General features: G+C 71.9%; 17 protein-coding genes and 1 riboswitch. Of the genes, 6 read left to right on the top strand and 11 right to left on the bottom strand.

Translation table 11 applies throughout. The annotated features are described in order from the left end of the window. Window positions 1-11 precede the first annotated feature (11 nt). From ACQP2F_RS35865 to ACQP2F_RS35850, 4 genes are read right to left on the bottom strand one after another with little or no spacing between them, the layout of a single operon-like run. Window positions 12-1,202, bottom strand: a complete 1,191-nt coding sequence (locus ACQP2F_RS35865) for a VWA domain-containing protein (protein ID WP_433295455.1) — start codon at window positions 1,200-1,202, stop codon at window positions 12-14. Next, the gene (locus ACQP2F_RS35860; protein ID WP_433295453.1) at window positions 1,199-3,685 is read right to left on the bottom strand and encodes a DUF5682 family protein; all 2,487 of its coding nucleotides are present in this window, start codon (window positions 3,683-3,685) and stop codon (window positions 1,199-1,201) included. The genes ACQP2F_RS35865 and ACQP2F_RS35860 overlap by 4 nt, the downstream gene beginning before the upstream one ends. Then, window positions 3,678-4,739 carry an ATP-binding protein gene (locus ACQP2F_RS35855; RefSeq protein ID WP_433295451.1) on the bottom strand — a complete coding sequence of 354 codons (1,062 nt, stop codon included), beginning with the start codon at window positions 4,737-4,739 and terminating at the stop codon, window positions 3,678-3,680. The genes ACQP2F_RS35860 and ACQP2F_RS35855 overlap by 8 nt, the downstream gene beginning before the upstream one ends. Further along, on the bottom strand, window positions 4,736-7,480 hold the full coding sequence (locus ACQP2F_RS35850) for a DUF5691 domain-containing protein (RefSeq protein ID WP_433295449.1): 2,745 nt from the start codon (window positions 7,478-7,480) through the stop codon (window positions 4,736-4,738). The genes ACQP2F_RS35855 and ACQP2F_RS35850 overlap by 4 nt, the downstream gene beginning before the upstream one ends. Window positions 7,481-7,549: 69 nt before the next feature. Here ACQP2F_RS35850 and ACQP2F_RS35845 point away from each other — a divergent pair, with 69 nt between their 5' ends. Continuing rightward, a complete protein-coding gene (locus ACQP2F_RS35845; RefSeq protein ID WP_433295447.1) occupies window positions 7,550-8,179 on the top strand; it encodes an epimerase in 630 nt (209 codons plus the stop codon). Here ACQP2F_RS35845 and ACQP2F_RS35840 read toward each other — a convergent pair. Further along, complete coding sequence (locus tag ACQP2F_RS35840; protein WP_433295445.1) at window positions 8,172-9,176, bottom strand: glutathione S-transferase family protein; 1,005 nt, start codon at window positions 9,174-9,176, stop codon at window positions 8,172-8,174. The two genes, ACQP2F_RS35845 and ACQP2F_RS35840, sit on opposite strands and share 8 nt — an antisense overlap. Window positions 9,177-9,202: 26 nt before the next feature. Between ACQP2F_RS35840 and ACQP2F_RS35835 the strand changes: the two genes are divergently transcribed. Next, window positions 9,203-10,303: a calcium:proton antiporter gene (locus ACQP2F_RS35835; RefSeq protein WP_433295443.1), complete on the top strand. Its 1,101-nt coding sequence runs from the start codon at window positions 9,203-9,205 to the stop codon at window positions 10,301-10,303. Between the two features lie 111 nt (window positions 10,304-10,414). On the opposite strand, the gene ACQP2F_RS35830 is transcribed toward ACQP2F_RS35835, so the two are convergent. Next, complete coding sequence (locus ACQP2F_RS35830) at window positions 10,415-11,443, bottom strand: LacI family DNA-binding transcriptional regulator (RefSeq protein ID WP_433295441.1); 1,029 nt, start codon at window positions 11,441-11,443, stop codon at window positions 10,415-10,417. A 266-nt stretch (window positions 11,444-11,709) separates the two neighbouring features. Here ACQP2F_RS35830 and ACQP2F_RS35825 point away from each other — a divergent pair, with 266 nt between their 5' ends. From ACQP2F_RS35825 to ACQP2F_RS35815, 3 genes are all read left to right on the top strand, one after another. After that, window positions 11,710-13,128: a DUF1996 domain-containing protein gene (locus ACQP2F_RS35825; RefSeq protein ID WP_433295439.1), complete on the top strand. Its 1,419-nt coding sequence runs from the start codon at window positions 11,710-11,712 to the stop codon at window positions 13,126-13,128. A gap of 142 nt (window positions 13,129-13,270) precedes the next feature. Continuing rightward, window positions 13,271-13,633: a metalloregulator ArsR/SmtB family transcription factor gene (locus ACQP2F_RS35820; RefSeq protein WP_433295437.1), complete on the top strand. Its 363-nt coding sequence runs from the start codon at window positions 13,271-13,273 to the stop codon at window positions 13,631-13,633. Further along, entirely contained in the window at window positions 13,630-14,103 is a 474-nt protein-coding gene (locus ACQP2F_RS35815) for an SRPBCC family protein (protein ID WP_433295435.1), read from the top strand. Before ACQP2F_RS35820 ends, ACQP2F_RS35815 begins: the two co-directional genes overlap by 4 nt. A 5-nt stretch (window positions 14,104-14,108) precedes the next feature. On the opposite strand, the gene ACQP2F_RS35810 is transcribed toward ACQP2F_RS35815, so the two are convergent. Further along, on the bottom strand, window positions 14,109-14,663 hold the full coding sequence (locus ACQP2F_RS35810; protein ID WP_433307734.1) for a DUF305 domain-containing protein: 555 nt from the start codon (window positions 14,661-14,663) through the stop codon (window positions 14,109-14,111). A 141-nt stretch (window positions 14,664-14,804) separates the two neighbouring features. Beyond that, window positions 14,805-14,870, top strand: a riboswitch (guanidine-III (ykkC-III) riboswitch). 14 nt (window positions 14,871-14,884) lie between these two features. On the opposite strand from ACQP2F_RS35810, the gene ACQP2F_RS35805 reads away from it, so the two are divergent. After that, window positions 14,885-15,199 carry a DMT family transporter gene (locus ACQP2F_RS35805; protein WP_433295433.1) on the top strand — a complete coding sequence of 105 codons (315 nt, stop codon included), beginning with the start codon at window positions 14,885-14,887 and terminating at the stop codon, window positions 15,197-15,199. A 397-nt stretch (window positions 15,200-15,596) separates the two neighbouring features. Here the strand turns inward: ACQP2F_RS35805 and ACQP2F_RS35800 are convergent, their stop codons facing one another. From ACQP2F_RS35800 to ACQP2F_RS35785, 4 genes are all read right to left on the bottom strand, one after another. Then, entirely contained in the window at window positions 15,597-15,800 is a 204-nt protein-coding gene (locus ACQP2F_RS35800) for a hypothetical protein (protein WP_433295431.1), read from the bottom strand. A gap of 179 nt (window positions 15,801-15,979) precedes the next feature. Further along, window positions 15,980-16,738: an endonuclease/exonuclease/phosphatase family protein gene (locus ACQP2F_RS35795; protein ID WP_433295429.1), complete on the bottom strand. Its 759-nt coding sequence runs from the start codon at window positions 16,736-16,738 to the stop codon at window positions 15,980-15,982. Window positions 16,739-16,751: 13 nt separating this feature from the next. Further along, the gene (locus tag ACQP2F_RS35790) at window positions 16,752-17,126 is read right to left on the bottom strand and encodes a VOC family protein (RefSeq protein ID WP_433295427.1); all 375 of its coding nucleotides are present in this window, start codon (window positions 17,124-17,126) and stop codon (window positions 16,752-16,754) included. A gap of 73 nt (window positions 17,127-17,199) precedes the next feature. Continuing rightward, entirely contained in the window at window positions 17,200-20,583 is a 3,384-nt protein-coding gene (locus tag ACQP2F_RS35785; RefSeq protein ID WP_433307732.1) for a discoidin domain-containing protein, read from the bottom strand. Window positions 20,584-20,796: the final 213 nt, after the last annotated feature.

Raw genomic sequence — 20,796 nt, 5'->3', positions numbered from 1 at the left:
ACCGTCATACGCTAGTTACCTTTCGGCGCCGACTCAAGACGCTCGGCGAATGCTCGGAGATCACGACGCTCGATGGCCGCGGCCATCAGATCGGGGAACGCATCGGGCGTGCAGGCGAACGCCGGGACACCGAGGGCGGCGAGCGCGGCGGCGTTGTCGTGGTCGTACGCCGGTGCGCCCTCGTCGGAGAGCGCCAGCAGCACCACGACCTGGACGCCGGCCGAGGTCATCTCCGCGACCCGGCGCAGCATCTGCTCGCGGACCCCGCCCTCGTACAGGTCGCTGATCAGCACGAAGATGCTGTCCCGGGGCCGGGTGATGAGCTGCTGGCTGTAGGCGATCGCCCGGTTGATGTCGGTGCCGCCGCCCAGCTGCGTGCCGAACAGCACCTCGACCGGGTCGCTGAGCTGGTCGGTCAGGTCGACCACGGCGGTGTCGAAGACGACCAGCGACGTGCGCAGCGACCGCATCGAGGCCAGCACCGCGGCGAACACCCCGGAGAACACGACCGAGGCCGCCATCGAGCCGGACTGGTCCACGCACAGCACGACGTCGCGCTGCACGGCCGTGGTCCGCCGGCCGTAGCCGACCAGCCGCTCGGGGATCACCGTGCCGAGGTCGGCCTGGTAGTGCTTCAGGTTGGCCCGGATCGTACGGTCCCAGTCGATGTCGGAGTGCTTGGGCCGGTTGATCCGCGCCGCCCGGTTGAGCGCGCCCGAGACGGCGGCCCGGGTCTTCTGCGAGATGCGCTTCTCCAGCCGCTCGACCACGGTGCGGACCACCTGCCGGGCGGCATCCTTGGTCTTGGCCGGCATCACCCGGTTGAGCGAGAGCAGCGTGCCGACCAGGTGCACGTCGGGCTCGACGGCGGCCAGCATCTCGGGTTCGAGCAGCAGCCGGGTCAGGTCCAGCCGCTCGATCGCGTCGGACTGCATGACCTGCACGACCGTGCTCGGGAAGTACTCCCGGATGTCGCCGAGCCACCGGGCCACCTTGGGCGCCGATCCGCCGAGCCCGGCCGACCGCTTGCTGCCCGGCGGCCCGTCGCCCTCGCCGCCCGCGTCGTAGAGCGCGGCCAGCGCGGCGTCCATCTGCCCGTCGCGGCCCTCGGCCTTGCCCAGCGCCTCGTCGGCCGGCCCGCCGAGCACCATCCGCCACCGACGCGAACGCTCGCGCGTGGCCTCGTCGATCTCCTCGCTCACGGCGTCTCCCCGGGGCCGATGATGTGGATCTTGGCGGCGGCGGTGCTCCCCGCGGCGATCGCGGGCGCGGCTTCGGTGATGATGTCCGGCCCCGACAGCACGCCGATCTCCCGCCCGAGCAGCACGGACAGCGTCGGCAGCACGAGGTCGGCGCGGGCCGGGTCGAACCCCAGGCCCCCGCGATCGGCCGTGGCACGCTTCCCGGCCACCCGCTCGCCGATCGCGCGGCGCTCACCCGCGTCGAACGCCCCGAACGTCCGGCGCAACAGGGGCAGCACGTCGTCGAAGGCGTCGGCCGGGATGTCGGCCAGCCACCCGTCCAGCAGGTCGAGCAGCGCGGCGTCGTGCACGAGCAGCAGGCCGCCGCCGGAGAGGAACCCCTCGACCCACGCCGCCGCGTGCGCCGGCGCGGTGCCGACGGTCAGCGGAAGCCGCATCCGGCGCCGGGCCTCGGCCGCGTCCAGCCGGCCGGCGTCGAGCAACAGGCGGGTGAGGCGCCCGGCCAGCAGCCCGTGCAGGTCGGCCCGGCCGGCCAGCGACGACAGGGTGGCCAGCCATCGGGACCGCAGGTCGTCGTCGGCGAGCAGGCCGACCGCCGCGTGCACCCCGTCGATGCGATCGCGCAGCACCTTGGCGGCCTCGTCGGAGAGCGAGCCCACCGCCGAGGGCAGCCCCGCACACACCCGGCCGAGCAGCGACGCGGTCACCGCGGCGAGCCCGGCGACGTCGGTGCGGCGCACGTCGCCGTACCGCAGGGTGCGGGCGAGCGCCGGGATCGCGGCCATCAGGTGCCCGACGTCGGCGTCCAGCGCGGCGCGCACGTCGAGGGCGGCGAGCACCGGCCCGTACGCGTCGGCCAGATCCGCCAGCAGACAGATCTCCACCAGGGCCGTCACGTCGGCGAGCGTCTCGGCCTCATCGGCGGCCTTGGTCACCTTGGCCGTGGCCGCCGACGCGACCGTGGTGCCGTACATGCTGCCCTCGACCAGCCGCACCGCGAACTCGGGCTGCCACCGCAGCTTCCACTCCTCGCGGAACGTGCCCGTGCCCCGGCCCGACGCCACCGGCTCGCCCCACGGCACGTCGAAGGTCCGCAGCCGGTGCAACAGCCGGCTGCGCCGCAGGTCGGTCTCCTTGCGCAGGTCGAGGTCGAGCGCCCGCTCGAGCGCCTCGGGCTTGAGCCGCACCGACCGCTGCTCGGCCGCCAGGTCCTTGGCCAGCGGCACCGCCGGCATCTCGTCCGGCACGCCGCCCAGCCGTTCGCCGACCACGAGCCGTTTGTTGATCAGCTCGACCCGCAGCGGCTCGGCGTCGCACATCACGGCCTCGGCCGCCTCGGTGACCTCGGCCAGCCCGGCCAGCGGCCGCCCGCGCATCGTGGCCAGCGCCTCGGCCAGCCGGGTGGCCTCGATGACGTGCGCCGACGAGGTGGGCACGCCCTCGGCCCGCAGCACGCCGGCCGCGTCGACCAGCCAGCGCGGCACGACCTCGTCGGTGTGGGTGAACAGATGGTGGTACCACCCCGGCGACCGCACGCCGGCGCCATAACCGGACCAGGAAGCCAGGCGCCCGTACGTCCAGGGCACCCACGTGAACGCGACCTTCCCCTTGCGGCGTCCCTTGAGCAGCGCCGCGTCGTCCTTGATCGCGACCTTGCGGGTCAGCGCCGGCACGTGCCAGGCGCCGCAGACCACCGCGATGTCGTCGTGCGTCTTGCGCACCTGCCGCAGCACGGTGCGCATGTAGGCCTCGCGGACGAGGTCGTCCGGCTCCTCGGGCGAACCGTCGCGAATCTCGGCCATCGCCTCGGCGATCGCCTCGAAGGCCGGCATCCCGCGATGCTCGACGACGTCCTCCCACCACCGCTCCGGGTCGTCGTAACCGGCCGCGTGGGCAAGCTCCCCGATCGGATCGACCGGCCGCGCGGGCTCGGCCGGAGGCGAAATTTCCGACGAAGGCGAAATGTCCGGCGGGCTTGGCGGGAGCGGCGCGTCGGAGGGCGAGGGAGCGGGCGCCGGCGTGCCGGACGGTGGAGGAAGGGGCGTGTCGGAGGGAACGGGCGCCGGCGTGCCGGACGGTGGAGGAAGGGGCGCGTCGGAGGGCGAGGGAGCGGGCGCCGGGGAGTTGGGCGGTGCTGGCGAGGGCGACGGCCGGGATGGCGGCGAGCCGCCGAGGCGGTAGGCGAAGGGCAGGTCGAAGAAACGGACCGGCACGCCGTTCGCCACCGCCCAGCGGATCGCCTGCCATTCCGGCGAGAAGACGGCGAACGGCCAGCACGCCGCCCGCCGGGGGTCGTCGGCGGCGTAACCGAGCAGCGCGACCGGAGGCTCGAGACCGAAATCGGCCACCCAGCGGACCAGATCGTCGGCCTCGGGCGGGCCCTCGACCAGCAGGATCGAGGGCGGCTGCCGCGACAGCTCGGCCACCACCGCGCGGGCCGAGCCCGGGCCGTGGTGGCGGATGCCGTAGAGGCGCTCAGGCATCGCGGGCGGCCCGGTAGAAGTCGAGCCAGTCGGGGCGCTCGCGCACGACGGTCTCCAGGTATTCGCGCCAGACCACGCCGTCGGAGACCGGGTCCTTCACGACCGCGCCGACGATGCCGGCGGCCACGTCGCCGGGGTGCAGGGTGCCGTCGCCGAAGTGGGCGGCCAGCGCCATGCCGTTGGTGAGCACCGAGATCGCCTCGGCGGTGGAAAGCGTGCCGGTCGGCGACTTCAGCTTGGTGCGGCCGTCCTCGGTGAGGCCGCTGCGCAGCTCGCGGAAGACGGTGACCACCCGCCGGATCTCCTCGAGCGCGGTCGGCACCTCGGGCAGGTCGAGCGACGCGCCGAGCTGCGCCACCCGGCGGGCGACGATCTCGACCTCCTCGTCGGCCGAGGCCGGCACCGGCAGCACCACCGTGTTGAACCGGCGGCGCAGCGCGCTGGACAGCTCGTTGACCCCGCGGTCGCGGTCGTTGGCGGTGGCGATCAGGTTGAACCCGCGCTGCGCCTGGACCTCGGTGTTGAGCTCCGGCACCGGCAGCGTCTTCTCGGACAGGATCGTGATCAGCGCGTCCTGCACATCGGACGGCACCCGGGTCAGCTCCTCGAGCCGGGCGATCGTGCCGGTGCGCATGGCCCGCATGATCGGGCTCGGCACGAGGGCCGCGTCCGTGGGCCCCTCGGCCAGCAGGCGGGCATAGTTCCACCCGTACCGGATCGCCTCCTCGGCCGTGCCCGCCGTGCCCTGCACCAGCAGGGTCGAATCGCCCGAGATCGCCGCCGCCAGATGCTCGGACACCCAGGTCTTGGCCGTGCCCGGCACGCCGAGCAGCAGCAGTGCCCGGTCGGTGGCCAGCGTCGCGACCGCGACCTCGATCAGCCGGCGCGGTCCCACGTACTTCGGGGTGATCTTCGCGCCGTCGCCGAGCAGGTAGGTCACGACGGCCTGCGGGGACAGCCGCCAGCCGGGCGGGCGAGGCCGGTCGTCGGCGGCGGCCAGCAGGGCCAGCTCCTCGGCGTACTGATCCTCGGCGTGCGGGCGCAAGGCGGTCACTCGAACTCCTGAAACATCTCGTGGCGGAAGGTGAGCGTGCGGGCGAGCTCGGCCACCGGCCGCACCCGCGACGAGGCGGCCGGCTCCTGGTCGAGCTGCTGGGCCAGCCGGCCGACCGGCTCGGCCCACTTCGGCGGCATGGACAGCGACGCGGCCCGGCAGAGCTCGCCGAGCTGCCAGGTGTGCCGGTCGGTGCGGGCCCGGTGGGCGATGGTCTCGAAGACGGCGGCCGACAGCTGGTCGGACCAGTTGCCGGGGTGGATGGAGAGCAGCCGGTGGGCGAGGCCGTCGTCGCGCAGCAGCGCCTCGCCGGCCAGCCGGGCCAGCTCGTCGGGCGGGAGGACCAGGTGCAGGTCCCACCGGACGGACTCACGCAACATGTCGGCCCGCTCGTCGATCAGCGCCGTCGCCCACGCCGCGTCGTTCTGGGCGACGGCGGCCTTGGCCCAGCCATGCATGAGCGCCGACTCCCAGTCGTTGCCGCGGGCCAGCCGCAGCATGGTGACCGGGTCGGACCAGGTCGCCAGCGGCGCGCCGGCCAGCGTCTCCTCCAGCAGCCAGGCGCTGACGCCGAGGCCGCGCGCGGGCGTGGCGGCGACACCGTCGCGGCGCAGGCCGGCATCCAGCTCCTCGGGCGGCGTCACGACCAGGCGGCCGCGCGTGTCCAGCCGCACGGCGTCGGCGGCGCGAGCGGCCATGCGCCGGCCGAGCGACGAGCCGGCCAGGCCGCGCAGCAGGTCGAGCGCCGCCTCGCGCACCTCCTTGCGCCGGTCGTCGAGGGCCTGCTCGAGGAACGGGTCGTCGTCGAGGGACAGGCCGGTGGCGAACGCGGACAGGAAGCGGGCGCGGTCGTCGGACGACTCCTGCTCCCAGGTCGTGGCCAGCAGCTCGCGGGCCCGGGCCGGGTCGGCCCGGCGCAGCTCGGTGAGGTAGCCCAGGCGCTCGCCGGTGGTCCCGGTCGCCCAGATCGCCGGCGACTCGGGGACGACCACGGTCTCGTCGCGCAGCCAGCGCCAGTCGCCGCGCATGCCGGCCAGCCACACCCCGCGGCGGCCCGCGACCCGGGCCAGCGCCGGGCGGATCAGCGAGTTGCGCCGGCCCGCGTCGAGCAGGGCCGGCAGGGCGACCGGCGGCACGTGGCCGCCCTTGGCCGCGGCGGCGGCCAGCCACTGGGCCAGCAGCTCCTGGGCGATCTGAGCGCCGACCGACGCGCCGTCGGAGAGGATGCGGATCAGCCGGACCCCGGTCGCCGGCGGCAGCGGCGGCGTGGTCTCGGCCGGCGCGGCCGGCACCGGCGCGTGCCCGGCGGCCGGGGTGACGCCGGCGCGGTGCCGGGTGAGCGCCACGGCCGCCGACTCGAGCAGGCCGGCCTCGCCCGGCCAGGGGCGGCGGTTGGTGCCGACCAGGGCCGCGGCCAGCAGGTCGGGCGGGAGCTCGGGGCGGCGCGGCGCGCCCGGGTCGGGCATCGGGGGGCCGGCCGGGACGAACCCGCCGGCGGTCCACGCCGCGAGCGGGCGCAGGCCGGCCGGCGACCACTCGGCGGCGACCGTCGCCGGTGTGGCGCCGGCCGCGGCGAGCAGCCACCACGGCTCGCGGTGGCCGGGCGCGAGCGGCAGCGCCCCGCCCGACTCGTCGACCAGCCAGCCGTCGTCGCTCGGGGTGACCCCGGCCAGCAGCACCGGCGCGTCGAAGCGCCACGGCTCGCCGGCGACGGTGGCCGCGTAGCCGGCGAGGGCCTCGCTGAGCGGGACGGCGCCGTCGGGACAGCGGAACGGCTCGGCGGCGCTGGCCCGGTCGGCGATCAGCGCCCGCAGCGGCGCGTTGCCCGGATAGAAGGCGAGGTCGCCGCGGAACTCGGTGCCGGGCACGAGGTCGGCGACCATCGGCTGCCCGGGCGCCGCGAACGACAGGACCAGCCCGAACCGGCCGGTGCCGGCGCCGCGCAGCCAGCTGCGCCGGGTGGTGAGCGCGCCGTCGTCGGTGTCGACCTGGCCCAGCACCTGCCAGCGGTCGGTGACCCGGGGGCCGGACAGCACCTCCTCGGTGCCGACCGGGAAGCCGATGCGGCTGCGCACGGTGGCGGCCAGAGCCGGTGGCAGGTCGGCCAGCCGCTCGTGGCCGGAGACCAGCAGGCGGAGCAGGGCCAGCTCGCCGAGCAGGCGGTCGGCCCAGTGCGGCCCGATGCCGGCGACCATGCCGAGCCGGCGGACCGCGCCGGCCGCGGTCGGCGCCTGGGCGTCGACCAGCCGGGCGGCCATCGCCTCGAACGGCTGCGGGCCGCTGCGCTGGGCGCCGGCCAGGCCCTGCCGCACCTGGTCGTCGAGCCAGCGGCTGAGCTCGGCCATCCCGGAGGCGACGCGCTCGGCCCGGCGAGCCGCGGTGGCCGGGTCGGGAACCGCGGCCGCGCGCGGTTTCGCCACCGCCTTCGCCGCCCGGGCCGTCTGCCACTCCCGGGCGAAGTCGGCCGGCGGCGCGGCGGACACATCGGACTCGGCCCAGAGCAGCAGCAGGCCGAGCGCGTGCTTGCAGGGAACCTTGCGGCTCGGGCAGGAGCAGCGGAACGCCGGGCCCGCGAGGTCGACGCAGACCTGGTAGGACCGGCACAGTCCCCAGAGGATGTCGTCGAGCCGGCCGGTCGCCGACCAGGACACGGCCGTGGACAGCCCACGCGCGGCCTTCACCGACGAGGCGTCGGGGGCCAGCGTCTCGACCTGCGCGGAGGACCATCGCTCAACGGGCACGGGCAAACCCTAGACGCGCGGTACGACATTTTCGGCGACCCGGCGGAGGCCCGTGAGAGAGTAGGTCCCGTGAAGGTCATCATCTTCGGCGCGACCGGCATGGTCGGGCAGGGCGTGCTCCGGGAGAGCCTGCTCGCGGCCGACGTCGAGGAGGTCCTGGCGGTGGTCCGCACACCGACCGGCGTGCGTCATCCCAAGCTGCGCGAGGTGCGGACGGACGACTTCACCGACTTCACGACGATCTCGCTCAAGGGCTACGACGCCTGCTTCTACTGCCTGGGCGTCAGCTCGGTGGGCATGGACGAGGCGGCGTACACACGGGTCTCGTACGAGCTCCCGATGGCCGCCGCCCGCGCGGTGGACCACGACGCCTGTTTCATCTACGTCTCCGGCGCCGGCACCAGCGCGACCAGCCGGCAGATGTGGGCGCGGGTCAAGGCGCGCACCGAGCGCGAGATCATCGAGCTCCTGCCGAACGGTTACGCCGCGCGGCCGGGGATCATTCAACCGACCCACGGCGTACGGTCGAAGACGCGCCTCTACAACGCCATCTACACCGTCGCCGAGCCGTTGTTCCCGCTGGTCGAGCGCGTGGCGCCGAAATACGTCACCAGCACCGACCGGCTCGGCCGCGCGATGCTGCAGGTGGCGAGGGTGGGCTTCCCCCGCCACATCCTGGAGAACGCGGACCTCAGATAGCACCGTGCCCGGCCGGCACCACCTCGGCCGGCTTGGGCGGCGGCGGGGGAGTCCCGTCCCCGAACGGCCGGCCGCCGAGCTTCTCCCGGCCGTGCTCGGTCAGCCAGGTCGACAAGTCGGGCCCGGCCGGCACGATCTGCGTCGGGTTGATGTCCTTGTGCACCACGTAGTAGTGCTTCTTGATGTCGACGAAGTCGATCGTGTCCCCGAAACCGGGCGTCTGGAACAAATCGCGCGCGTACCCCCACAGCACCGGCATCTCGCTGAGCTTCGACCGGTTGCACTTGAAATGGCCGTGATAGACCGGGTCGAAGCGGGCCAGCGTCGTGAACAACCGCACGTCCGCCTCGGTGATCGTGTCCCCGACCAGGTAACGGTGCGAGGCGAGATGCTCCGACAACGCGTCGAGCCGGTCGAAGAGGCGGTGGTACGCCTTCTCGTACGCCTCCTGGGAACCCGCGAAGCCGGCCCGGTAGACACCGTTGTTCACGTCGGCGAAGACGAAGCGGTTGACCTTGTCGATCTCCTCCCGCAGCTCCTCCGGGTAAAGCTGGGGCGCGCCCTCGCGGTGGTATTTCGCCCACTCCAGCGACAGGTCGATGGTGATCTGCGCGAAGTCGTTGGTCACCACCTGCCCGGTCGGCACGTCGACGATGGCCGGCACGGTGATGCCCTTGTCGTAGTCGGGGAACCGCTTGAGGAACGCCTCCTGCAGCCGTTCGATGCCCAGCACCGGATCCCGGCCGCCGGGGTCGAGGTCGAAGGTCCAGCTGCGCTCGTCGTGCGTGGGCCCGGCGATGCCCATCGAGAGGACATCCTCGAGACCCAGCAGCCGGCGTACGATGATCGACCGGTTCGCCCAGGGGCAGGCGCGACTGACGATCAGCCGGTACCGGCCGGGCTCGACCGGGTACCCGTCGCGGCCGTCGGCGGTGATGCGCGTGCCGATGTAGCGCTGGTCGCGGTTGTATTCGCCGGTGGGATTCACGTAGGCCATGCCATCCAATCTGGCAGAGTTGCCGGATGGGAGCCAAGATTCGTGACTATCTCGCCCGCTGGACCATCTATGTTCCGATCGTCGCCGTCGCGGCTCTGATCCTCACCTGGGGACGGGATCTGCCACCACCCGGCGTCGTCGCGATCGCCCTCCTCCTCGGCCTGGCCGTGCTCGCCGCCGTGCACCACGCCGAGGTCGTCGCCCACCGGGTGGGCGAGCCGTTCGGGTCGCTCGTGCTGGCCGTGGCCGTCACGATCATCGAGGTCGCCCTGATCGTCACCCTGATGATCAGCGGCGGCGACAAGACCCAGGCCCTGGCGCGGGACACCGTCTTCGCCGCCGTGATGATCACCTGCAACGGGTTGCTCGGCCTGTCCCTGCTGGTCGGCGCCGCCCGCCGGCACGTGGCCGTCTTCAATCCCGAGGGCACCGGCGGCATGTTCGCCACGGTCGCCATGATTGCGACCCTTTCGCTGGTGCTGCCCAGCTTCACCACGAGCCGGCCCGGCCCGGAGTTCTCGCCCGCCCAGCTCGGCTTCGCGGCCGTCGCGTCGCTGGCGCTGTACGCCCTGTTCGTGACCGTGCAGACCCGCCGGCACCGGGACTACTTCCTGCCGATCACCACCGCCGGCGAGGTGATCGACGCCGAGGAGCACCTCGACCCGCCCTCCGGCCGCGCGGCGCTGACCAGCCTCGGCCTGCTCCTGCTGGCGCTGGTCGGCGTGGTCGGCCTGGCCAAGGGCGTCTCGCCGGCGATCGAGTCGGTGGTGAACGACGCCGGCCTGCCCCAGGCGGTGGTCGGCGTGGCGATCGCCCTGCTGGTGCTGCTGCCGGAGACCATCGCGGCCTTGCGGGCGGCCGCCCGCGACCGGGTGCAGACCAGCCTCAACCTGGCCATCGGCTCGGCCATGGCCAGCATCGGCCTGACCATCCCGGCGATCGCGATCGCGATGATCTGGCTGCCCGGCCCGCTGGTGCTCGGGCTCGGCGGCACCCAGATGGTGCTGCTCGCGCTGACCGTGGCGGTGGGGACGCTGACCATCGTGCCCGGCCGCGCGAACGTCCTGCAGGGCGGCGTGCACCTGTCGCTGCTGGCGGCGTTCCTCTTCCTGGCCGCGAGCCCGTAGACGTGCGGGGGGCGAGGCGTCGCCCCGTGATCGACGCCTCGCCCCGGTCTCCGGGCGGCCGGTCTCCGGGCGGCCGCTCTCCGGGGCGGCCGGTCTCCAGGCGGCCGGTCTCTAGGCGGACTGGCGGCGGACCAGCGTCGGCTCGTAGATCACCGACGAGACGCGCATGCCGGGGTCGTCGATGCGGGCCAGCAGCAGCCGGGCCGCCTCGGCCGCCATGTCCTCGAGCGGATGACGCACGGTGGTCAGCGGGGGAGCGGCCGCCGTCGCCGCGCTGCTGTCGTCGAACCCGACGATCGCCACGTCGTCGGGCACCCGCCGGCCGGACTCGCGCAGCGCGAGCAGGGCGCCGACCGCCATCAGATCGTTGGCCACGAAGACGCCGTCGAGGTCGGGATGGCCGCCGAGCAGGGACCGCATCGCCGCCTCGCCGCTGGCCTGGGTGAAGTTGCCGGCCACGATCGGCACCCAGCCGTGCCCGTGCTTGGCCATGGTGCGGCGGAACCCGGACACCCGGTCGAGGCTGGCCGGCACGTCGGCGGGCCCGGAGATCATTCCGACCCGCTGGCAGCCGCGCCCGAGCAGGTGCTCGGCGGCCAGCGTCGCGCCCGTCTCGTTGGCCAGGTCGACGTAGTTGATCGGCACCGGCTCGGCCGGGCGGCCGATCATCACGGACGGGACGCCGCCCTCGGTCAGCATGCGTGGCAGCGGGTCGACCGGGGGCAGGGACAGCACGATCGCGCCGTCGGCCTGGCCGTTGCGCAGGTCGCCGACCAGGCGTTTGCGGCCCTCGTCGCTGCCGACGATCTGCAGGGCGAGCTGGACGCCGGTCTGCCGCAGCACGCTCATCAGGCCCCCGACGACGCGCCCGAAGTAGGGATCGGCGAAGAACCGGCCCATGAACGGGTCGTCGTCATGACTCTCGGAATCGGAGACGACCAGGGCGACGGTGCCGGTGCGGCGGGTGACCAGGGATCGCGCGAGGCGGTTGGGGACATAGCCGGTACGCCCCACCGCGTCCCAGACGACCTCGTGCAGCTGGGGATCGACGTTGCGGATCCCGTTGATCACCCTCGAGACGGTCGCCCGTGAAACCCCAGCGACACGCGCCACGTCCTCGAGCGTCGGCAGGCGTTCCATGTGGACTTTATAGCACACGTGGAGAGCGCTCTCCCGACGGGTTTGGGCCACCTCACCGCGCGAGAGCCGCGTCGCGGCCCGGGTGGTCGCGCCGGCGACGGCGGAAGTGCCTCGTCGTGCGGGAAAGGGGATTCCCGTACGGGCGCATCGGGATTTTGAAGTTCCGGAACCGCAGGCACATTGACGCGCGTGACATCCCGGCGTAACACTTCGGAAAGCGCTCTCCAATATAGCCCCCATCCCCGTGGAGAAACGTGGAGATCCCCGTGAAGACCCACAAACCACCCCAGCGCCGCCGATGGTTGCGCAACGTAGTCGCGCCGATAGCGGTCGCGACGCTCGCCGGAGCGCTCACCGCGTTCGGCATCCAGTCCGCACACGCCGCCGATTCCCTTCTCTCGCAGGGCAAACCCGCGCTCGCATCGTCGACGGAGAACGGCGGCGCCCCGGCCGCCGGCGCCTTCGACGGCAACGCGTCCACCCGCTGGGGCAGCGCCTGGAGTGACCCACAGTGGTTGCGCGTCGATCTCGGCGGCACCGCGACGATCACCTCGGTGCAGCTGCAGTGGGAGGCCGCTTACGCCAAGGCGTTCCAGATCCAGACCTCGCCGGACGGCAGCGCGTGGACCACCGTCTATTCGACGACCACCGGCGCGGGCGGGAACCAGACGCTCACGGTCAGCGGTTCCGGGCGCTATGTGCGGATGTACGGCACGCAGCGTGGCACCGGCTACGGCTACTCGCTGTACGAGTTCAAGGTCTTCGGCAGCCTGGTCAACCCGCCCGCCTCGGACGGGCCCGGATACATCATGGCCAACCCGCCGGTGACCGGAGTGGTGCCGTCGACCGCGACCCCGCCGGCCACCAACCCGCCCACCACGCACCACGAGTTCCAGGCCAACTGCTCGGTGAGCCGGTCCAACCTCAACGACGACCCGATCGTCTTCCCGAACATGCCGGGCGCCTCGCACTCGCACACGTTCATGGGCAACGTGACGACCAACGCGGCGACCACGCTCAGTAGCCTTCAGGCCGGTGGAACGTCGTGCATCACGCCCGGTGACAAGACCGGGTACTGGATGCCGACGCTGCTCAACGGGACGACCGCGGTGCAGCCGGTCGGCCGGCAGGTCATCTACTACAAGAGCGGCGTGATCGACTACCGCAGCGTGCGGCCTTTCCCGGCCGGTCTGCGGTACGTGGTGGGCAGCCCCGCCGCGACCATCGACGACTTCCGGAACAACCCGGGCGCCGTCGAGGGCTTCGAGTGCGGTGACAGCACGTTCAACTGGGACATTCCGGCCACCTGTCCGGCCGGCACCCAGCTCAACGTGCGCCTGCAGGCCCCGAGCTGCTGGGACGGGCTGCACCTGGACACGCCGGACCACAAGAGCCACATGGCGTACCCGGTCATCGGCGTCTGCCCCAACGATCACCCGGTCGCCGTGCCGATGATCGAGTTCAAGATGGCGTGGCCGGTCAGCGGCAACATGTCGCAGGTGCACTTCGCGAGTGGGCGCGGGTTCAGCTTCCACTACGACGTGTTCAACGCCTGGGACGCGCCCACGCTGGCCGCGCTGACCACGCACTGCATCAACGGCGGGCTGCAATGTGACCCGCGTGGATTCGACCAGTACAAGCCGGACCGTGGGGCGGCGCTCAACGAGAACTACGAGCTGCCGTAAGCGTTTCCGGTTCGGCTTCTCTGGTTCGGCTTTTCCGGTTCGGCTTTTCGGTCGGCAAGGGAGGGGGCGTCGCCTTCGGGGCGGCGCCCCTTTTGCTGCTCTTGCTTGCCAGACGCGTAACCTGTTGGTTACGCTTCCCGGCGTGGACGAGGTGGCGGGTGCGATCGCCGATCCCGTACGGCGGGAGATCCTGCTGATGCTGCGCGATGAGCCGCGGTCGGCCGGGCAGATCGCCGAGCGGTTCGCGATCAGCCGGCCCGCCGTCAGTCGCCATCTGCGCGTCCTGCGGAGCGCCGGCCTGGTCGCGGACGCGGCCGACGGGCGGCGCCGGGTCTACACGCTGGTCACCGCGCCGATCGACGAGCTGGCCGGGTGGCTGGCGCGGCTGACGGCGCCGGCCGGGTGGCAGCACCGCCTCGACGCGCTGGAGACCGAGGTTCACCGCACCCGTCGCGAGCGGCAGAACGCCGCCCGGCACATCCGTTCCGAGAAGGAGAGCGCATGACACCGACCGGCCGGCTGTTCGGCAACGACCTGGTGCTCACCCGCACCTTCCGCGCGCCGATCGAGGACGTCTGGGCGAGCCTGACCGAGCCGGAGCGGACGGCGCGCTGGTTCGGCCCGTGGGAGGGCGAGCCGGGCGCGGGCCACATCGTCAAGGTGCAGATGGTGCAGGAGGAGGGCACGCCGTGGATGGACATGACCATCGACGCGTGTGAGCCACCGCGGCGGCTGGCGGTCTCGGCCGGGGACGAGAACGACCTCTGGCGGCTGGAGGTGGTGCTGAGCGAGAGCGCCGGCGTCACCGAGCTGCGGTTCACCCAGCACCTCGGCACCACCGACAACGTGGGCGAGGTCGGGCCGGGCTGGGAGTTCTATCTGGACGCGCTGGCGGCCGCACGCGAGGGACGGCCGGCGCCGGATTTCCACGACTACTACCCGGCCATGAAGGAGCATTTCGAGGCGCAGCGATAAGGCTCTCAGGAAATGCTATTGATGGTCGACATGACCTCGGCCCGGGTACGCAGGACCTGTAGCGCCAAAGTGCGGGTCTGTGGTTCCACGCCGGATTTGTCTTCGCTTTCCGCCAGGTTCTGACTCTGCTCCACGTGGGCCTCGATGGCCTTGACGACGAAGGCGTCGAACTCCTTGCCGGTCAGCGACTGGGCCTTGGCCACGTCGTCCGGAGTGACCATGCCGGGCATCGGCATGCCCTCGTGCGGGTTGGCCGACGGCAGGCCGGCCTGGTCGTGCAGCGCGCGCAGCTCGGTCAGCTCGGCCGTGGTGACGGCCTGCACCTGCGACGCCACCGCCTGCACGCCGGCGCTGCCGCTGCGCGAGGGGACGAGGCCGAGCAGGGGAAGCAGTTGCTCGTCCATGGCGATGTTGATCTCGATCCAGGCGAGGTCGGTGCCGCCGAACTGGGTGGCCGCCGTCGGGGTGGGCGCGGTGGCCGGCTCCGCGCTCCGGGCGCACCCGCTCACCGCCGGGCCGCCGAGCGCCAGCATGAGGCCGAGCAGGAGGCGGGCCAACATTTTCACGTCGCAAAGTCTTACTTTTCGGCGCGGGCATGTCAACGATTCGATATTGATGGAGGGCATCACCTCCGTAACAATGGGCGGTGCAATTCGTGACCGAACTTTCGGTTATCCGAATACGGCGTGCTACGGTTGCGGGCGATGCCGCATAGGGGGACATCCCGGACGAGGTGCGCCGTACCCGGCCCGACAAGACGACGCCGAAGAGGTGACTCGTCGTGGCATGGGTGATTCTCGTCCTTTCCGGCATGCTCGAGACCGTCTGGGTGCTCGCCCTCGACCGCAGCGCCGGCTTCAGCCGCCCCGTCCCCGTGGCGATCTTCATCACCGCGCTGGCGGCGAGCATGGGCGGCTTGGCGTACGCGCTGCGCGACATCCCGCTCGGCACCGGTTACGCGGTCTGGGTCGGCATCGGCGCGGTAGGAACCGCACTCGTCGGCATGGCGGCGCTCGGCGAGCCCGCCAGCTTCCCGCGCGTGCTGTGCCTGTTCCTGGTGATCGCCGGCGTGGTCGGCTTGAAGGTCTTCCACTAGGCCGCGGCCGGGGTTGTGGATACCCGCCGGAGATTGTCGTACCCGGGCGTTACGTTCGGCCCCACCCAGTTAGAGGGTGGGGCAGGTCACCGCGGTCGAATGCGGTCACGTCGGGCTCGGGCGGTCAGGTCGGGCTCGGGCGGTCAGGTCGGGCTCGGGCGGTCAGGTCGGGCTCGGCGGTCACGTCGGGCTCGGGCCGTCACGCCGAGCTGGCACCGTCGCGTCGAGCTGGCGCTATCGCGCCGAGCTGGCACCATCGCGCCGAGCTGGCGCCATCGCGCCGAGCTGGCACCATCGCGCTGAGCTGGCGCCATCGCGTCGAGCTGGCACCGTCACGTCGAGCTGGCACCACCATCGCGCCGAGCTCGCACCGCGTCGAGCTTCGACCGCGCCGAGCTCAGACCGTCACGTCGACCACCGTCCCGCGTGCCGAGCGGGACTGCAGCTCTCGCCGGGCGGCCTGCTGCACCCGCCCGACGGTGTCGGTGTCCTGGTCGACCGCCCGCTGCGCCGCGTCGCGTGTCGAGATGTCCGCGTCGAGGCGTGCCTGCGCCCGGGTGAGCTCCGCGCGGGCGTGGGAGCTGATGGTGCCGATGGCCATGGTGACCCCCTGGTCGGTAGCAGTTCCGTTGCAGCCGCCTATCGGCCGGGTTGCGCCCGGCTGGAGAACTTTCCGCCGGCAATCGCCGACGCCCATAACCGGAACGACGACGAACACATGCGTCGAACCGCGCCGGCACGGCGGCGCAAGGCGCGACCCCGCAACCCGCGCAATCGCGCTCAGAGATCCACGCCGACCGCGTAATGGTCAGACGGGTACACACCGCCGACCGGGCGATCCCCGGCCAGGAACGCCCCGCGCACCGCGAGGGGCGCGCCAGGGCGGCCGGGGCGGGCCAGGACGTGGTCGATCCGGCGGTCCACCAGGTCGGGCATGTCGGCCGCGGCCGGGGTGTACGGCATGGCCGAGTCGAAGGTCACCGCGCCCGGGTCGCCGCCGCCCAGGGGCCACGTATCGGCCATCACGCCGAGCAGCGGGCCCAGCGCCGGGCAGTCGACCGAGGCGTTCAAGTCGGCCAGCAACAGCACCGGGTGCGGTCCGTCCAGGCGCCGGTCGGCGGCCAGGGCGGCCAGCTCACGGCACTGGACCGGGCCGCCGTCGGCGGTGCCGACGATCACGTGCAGCGGGCCGCGCGGGTGGTCCAGGGTGGCGAGCAGCGCGACCGGGCCGGGTGCACCGGTCAGCTCGTGCGGCTCGACCGCCAGGAACGGCCATCGACTGAGCAGCCCGACACCGAACTCGATGCCGGGCTGTTCCTCGTACCGCAGCTGGGGTGGGAAGGGAGACGGCGCGAAAGTCGCGTGCATGCCGCACGGGGCCGCCAAGCTGTGCGGCTGGTCGGTGCCCTCGCCGGACCAGCTCTCGACCAGGCCGAGCACATCCGGCCGGTACGCGTCGAGCGTCGCCCGGATGCTCTCCTCGCGCCGCCGCCAGTTGCCACCGAAGCGCCACCAGACGTTCCAGACCATCACCCGCATCGATGTAACATACTCAGGCGTTCTGCCAGAGCCCGATGAGATTGCCCTCGGTGTCGTGGACGTAGGCGCTGAAACCCATGGTGCCCACCGGCTGTTTCCCGATCGCGACCTTGCCGCCGAGCTTTTCGATGCGGGCCGTCGTCTCGTCGATGTCGTCGACCCCGATCGTGATGACCGGCGCCGTGATCGGTCCCTGCCGCTTGAGCATGCCGCCGTTGATTCCGCCGGGCTCGCGAGGGCGGCCCTGCTCGTCGGTTTCCGTCGTGGCGACCATCGTGTACTGGAACTGCGGCATCGAGTCGAGCCGCCAGCCGAACGCCTCGCGATAGAACGTGGTTGCCCGTTCTCCGTCGTCGAACGGCACTTCGAAATGAACGACCTTGTCCATGCGTACAGGCTAGACCCGAAAACCGGGGGCACCCCTTCCCCACAAGGAGTAACCCCCGGTCCCTTTCCGGATATCAGCTCCGATAGACCCCGAACTCCCACAACGAGTACCCGTAGCCGGTCGCCCGGCTGGTCCCGTTGACCCGGACATAGCGCCCGGAGCCGGAGATGTTCAGATCGTCGAAGCCGCCATCCCCACTCGAGGTCGAATAGACCGTGGTCCAATTCGATCCGTCCGAAGAGGTCTGCACCTGGTAGCCGGTCGCGTAGGCCGCCTCCCAGGCCAGCTGCACGTGGTTGAAGGACTGCACCGAGCCGAGGTCGACCTGCAGCCAGGCGGTGTCGACCCACTCGCTGGCCCACCGCGTGCCGTAGTCGCCGTCGGTGGCGTACTGCGGCAGCTGCGGGCCGTTGGTGCCGGTCGGCTGGTAGGTGGAGGCCGTCGTGGTCTTACCCTTGGCCAGGTTGGTGCCGGGCACGGTGGGCGGCACCACCTTGATCGACTTCTGCTCGATGCCGACGTTGCCCTGGCCGTCGAAGGCGTACACGTACACCTTCCAGACGCCCGTGGACTGCGGCGCCGTGGCGGTGAACGAGCCGTTCCCGTTGTCGGTGAACTTCACGTTGGTCAGACCCGTACCGCCGCTGATGTGTTTATCGGAATACATCAGGTTGTAGCGAATCAGATCCCCGTTCGGGTCGGACGCCGAGACGTTCACCGTGAACGTTCCGCCGGCCGGCACCGCGGTCTGGTTCGAGACCGACATCGAGGAGATCACCGGCGGCGTGTTGGCCGGCGTCTGTCCCGAGTACGCCTGGGAGAGCGCGTAGTAGCCGAGCCGCCGCCAGCCACCGGTGAAGGTGTTCAGCCAGACGCCGCCGAAGTCGTTCTCGAGGCCGTAGTGGAACTCGGTGACGCCCAGCGCCACGCCCGGATGTGCGTTGATGGCGGCGACGCTGTTCGCGTACCCGTCCCGCTTCTGGATGTCGGTCGGCTCGGTCGGCACCCCGTTCACGTCGTTGGGCACCTCCCACTCGCCGGCCGGGCCGCCCTCGGTGACGATGTACGGCTTGGTGTAGCCGCCGGCCACCCAGTCGTTGTAGACGTTGCCGATCGCGCCGTACGAGTTGACCGCCAGCAGATCCAGATCGGGCGAGTACTGCTTGTAGTACGGCCAGGCGCCGGTGTACGCGTCGGTCGAGGTGACCGGGTGGTTGGGGTCGGCCGCGTGGATCGCCTGGGCCAGCTGGTTCACGAACTTCGCGTAGCCGACCCGCCGCGCCTCGACCTCGGCCGCGCTCAGCCCGTGGTCCTGCATGGTCAGGATCACCTCGTTGCCGACGTCCCACATCAGCACGCCCGGGTTGTTCTTGAGCGCGTTGACCCGGTTCACGATCTCGGTCTTCACCGAGTTCATGTAGGCGGTGTCGTTGACGTAGTCGGCGCCCTGGTTGAGCCAGTGCCCGACGACCACCTTGATGCCCTGCTGGGCCGCCCGGTTGAGCAGCGTCGGCGTGTTGGCGTCGTCCACGCCCCAGATCCGGATCGTGTTGACACCCATGTTGTGCAGATCGCGCATGTAGCCGTCGGCCGCGGCCTGCGGCGGGCCATAGGTCAAACCCTTCAGCCGGTACGCGCTGCCGTTGACCTGAAGCTGCCAGTTCCCCTGGGAGCCGGTCACCTTCACCACGCTCGGGCCGCCCGGGGTGGCCGGGTCGGTCATCGCGGCCGGCGTCGTCCCGGTCGCGCGGGCCACGCTCACCGAGTCGACGCTGAGCACACCGCCCGACGTGGTGTCCGCGGTCGGGGTGGTGCGGCCCGCGATCGCGTTCGGCAGCGAGCCGCCGATCGCCAGATCCAGGCGCAGGAAGAAGCCGTGGTGCACGGCCGCGTTCCAGGCCGTGACGCCGACCTGCGACTCGCGCACTATCCAGGTCTGCCGGCCGTCGAGGTAGAAGCGGATCTCCTCGTCGGTCTTGGTCCGGTCGATGACCTGGGTGTACTCGTGGTAGCCGGTCTGGCAGCCGGTGCAGCTCGCGAAGCCCGACTGCCGGCCGTTGTACTCGGCGCACGGCCCGTCCGGCGCGGTGCCGCAGTGCAGCGTCTGCGACAGCTGGCTGCGGCCGTTGACGTCGGTCATGATGTCGGTCTCGCCGACGCCCGGCCAGTTGTTGTAGTTGCCGCGGTAGGCGGCGCCGGTCGCCCGGAAGCCCGGCCAGTAGCCGAGTCCGTTCGCGACGTCGGGCTGCTTGAGCACGGCGGTGAACTTGGTCTGCGTGCCGGCCAGCGGCTCGAAGTCGGCGCGCTGGGTCTCGAGCCGGCCGGACGTCCAGTTGCCGGCGCCGTCCCGGATCGCCTTGATGTTCAGCTTGCCGGCCCCGTCGAGCGAGACGTTGGCCGTGCTCGCCGACGCGGTCTCGACCTCGCCGGTGCCCCAGTTCGCGGCGCCGCCGGGGTAGGAGGTGCCGGTGCGGAGCAGCCAGTTGGCGCCGCTCGGGGAGGTATTCGCCGCGCCGTCGAAGGTGTCCGACCAGATCGTCGTGAAGTCGCCCGGCACCTGGGTCGGTGCGGTCGTCGGCGGGGTGGTCGGCGGCGTCGTGGTCGTTCCGCCGCTTCCCGTGAAGATCTTGAACTCGAACAGCGAGTAGCCGTAGCCGCCCGGGCGTTGCGTTCCGTACATCCGGACGTATCGGCCGCTGCCGCCGACGTTCAGCGTCTCGGTGCCGCCGGTGCCGGTGGTGGTCGAGTAGATGCTGGTCCAGGCGTTGCCGTCGGGTGAGGTCTGGATCTGGTACGCCTTGCCGTACGCGGCCTCCCACTGCAGGACCACCTGGCAGATCGGCTGCGTCGAGCCGAGGTCGACGCGGATCCACTGCGGGTCGCTGAACTGGCTGGACCAGCGGGTGCCGGCGTTGCCGTCGGTCGCGTTGGCGGCCGCGGTGTCGGCGCCCTCCTGCGAGCTCGCCGTGGTCGGCTGTCCCTGGGCGGCGTTCGTGGTGCCGCACGCCGCCGGCGTGGAGCCGGCCGAGCCGTAGACCTTGAACTCGAACAGCGAGTAGCCGTAGCCGCCCGGGCGTTGCGTTCCGTACATGCGCACGTATCGCCCGCTGCCGTTGACCGTCAGCGTCTCGGTGCCGCCGGCGCCGGTGGTGGTCGAGTAGACGCTGGTCCAGCCGTTGCCGTCGGGCGAGGTCTGGATCTGGTACGCCTTGCCGTACGCCGATTCCCATTGCAGGACGACCGAGGTGATGGTCGCCGTGGCGCCGAGGTCGACCCGGATCCACTGGGGATCGCTGAACTGGCTCGACCAGCGGGTCGCGGCGTTGCCGTCGGTCGCGTTGGCGGCCGCGGTGTCGGCGCCCTCTTGCGAGCTTGCGGTGGTGGGCTTGCCCTGCGAGAGCAGGGTGTCGGCGGCGTGCGCGCCCAGCTGCACGACCGCGACGTAGGCGACGACCATGGCCGCCACGACGATGGGGACGAGGCGCCGCCACGCGGAGCGCGACGGCGAGATGGCCCTGTTCACGGACAACTCCAGGGGGATAGAGCGGCGGCGCCGGGGAAAGCGCTCTCCGTCAATGCGCGAAGTGTTACGCCGCGGTTTTGCCCGTGTCAAGGGAAGCGCATGGTTCCTGCCTGCTTGGCTCCCACAAAGGCCGCATATCGGTAGCCA

It is taken from the genome of Actinoplanes sp. CA-030573, from assembly GCF_050951115.1.
GTDB lineage: Bacteria > Actinomycetota > Actinomycetes > Mycobacteriales > Micromonosporaceae > Actinoplanes.
This window is presented reverse-complemented; position numbering and strand designations above follow the sequence as displayed.

Coding starts and splice junctions, on each gene's coding strand:
- ACQP2F_RS35860 (WP_433295453.1), bottom strand. CDS start 3,685: ATGCCTGAGCGCCTCTACGGCATCCGCCACCACGGCCCGGGCTCGGCC.
- ACQP2F_RS35840 (WP_433295445.1), bottom strand. CDS start 9,176: ATGGCCTACGTGAATCCCACCGGCGAATACAACCGCGACCAGCGCTAC.
- ACQP2F_RS35835 (WP_433295443.1), top strand. CDS start 9,203: ATGGGAGCCAAGATTCGTGACTATCTCGCCCGCTGGACCATCTATGTT.
- ACQP2F_RS35830 (WP_433295441.1), bottom strand. CDS start 11,443: ATGGAACGCCTGCCGACGCTCGAGGACGTGGCGCGTGTCGCTGGGGTT.
- ACQP2F_RS35815 (WP_433295435.1), top strand. CDS start 13,630: ATGACACCGACCGGCCGGCTGTTCGGCAACGACCTGGTGCTCACCCGC.
- ACQP2F_RS35810 (WP_433307734.1), bottom strand. CDS start 14,663: ATGTTGGCCCGCCTCCTGCTCGGCCTCATGCTGGCGCTCGGCGGCCCG.
- ACQP2F_RS35800 (WP_433295431.1), bottom strand. CDS start 15,800: ATGGCCATCGGCACCATCAGCTCCCACGCCCGCGCGGAGCTCACCCGG.
- ACQP2F_RS35795 (WP_433295429.1), bottom strand. CDS start 16,738: ATGCGGGTGATGGTCTGGAACGTCTGGTGGCGCTTCGGTGGCAACTGG.
- ACQP2F_RS35790 (WP_433295427.1), bottom strand. CDS start 17,126: ATGGACAAGGTCGTTCATTTCGAAGTGCCGTTCGACGACGGAGAACGG.
- ACQP2F_RS35785 (WP_433307732.1), bottom strand. CDS start 20,583: ATGGTCGTCGCCTACGTCGCGGTCGTGCAGCTGGGCGCGCACGCCGCC.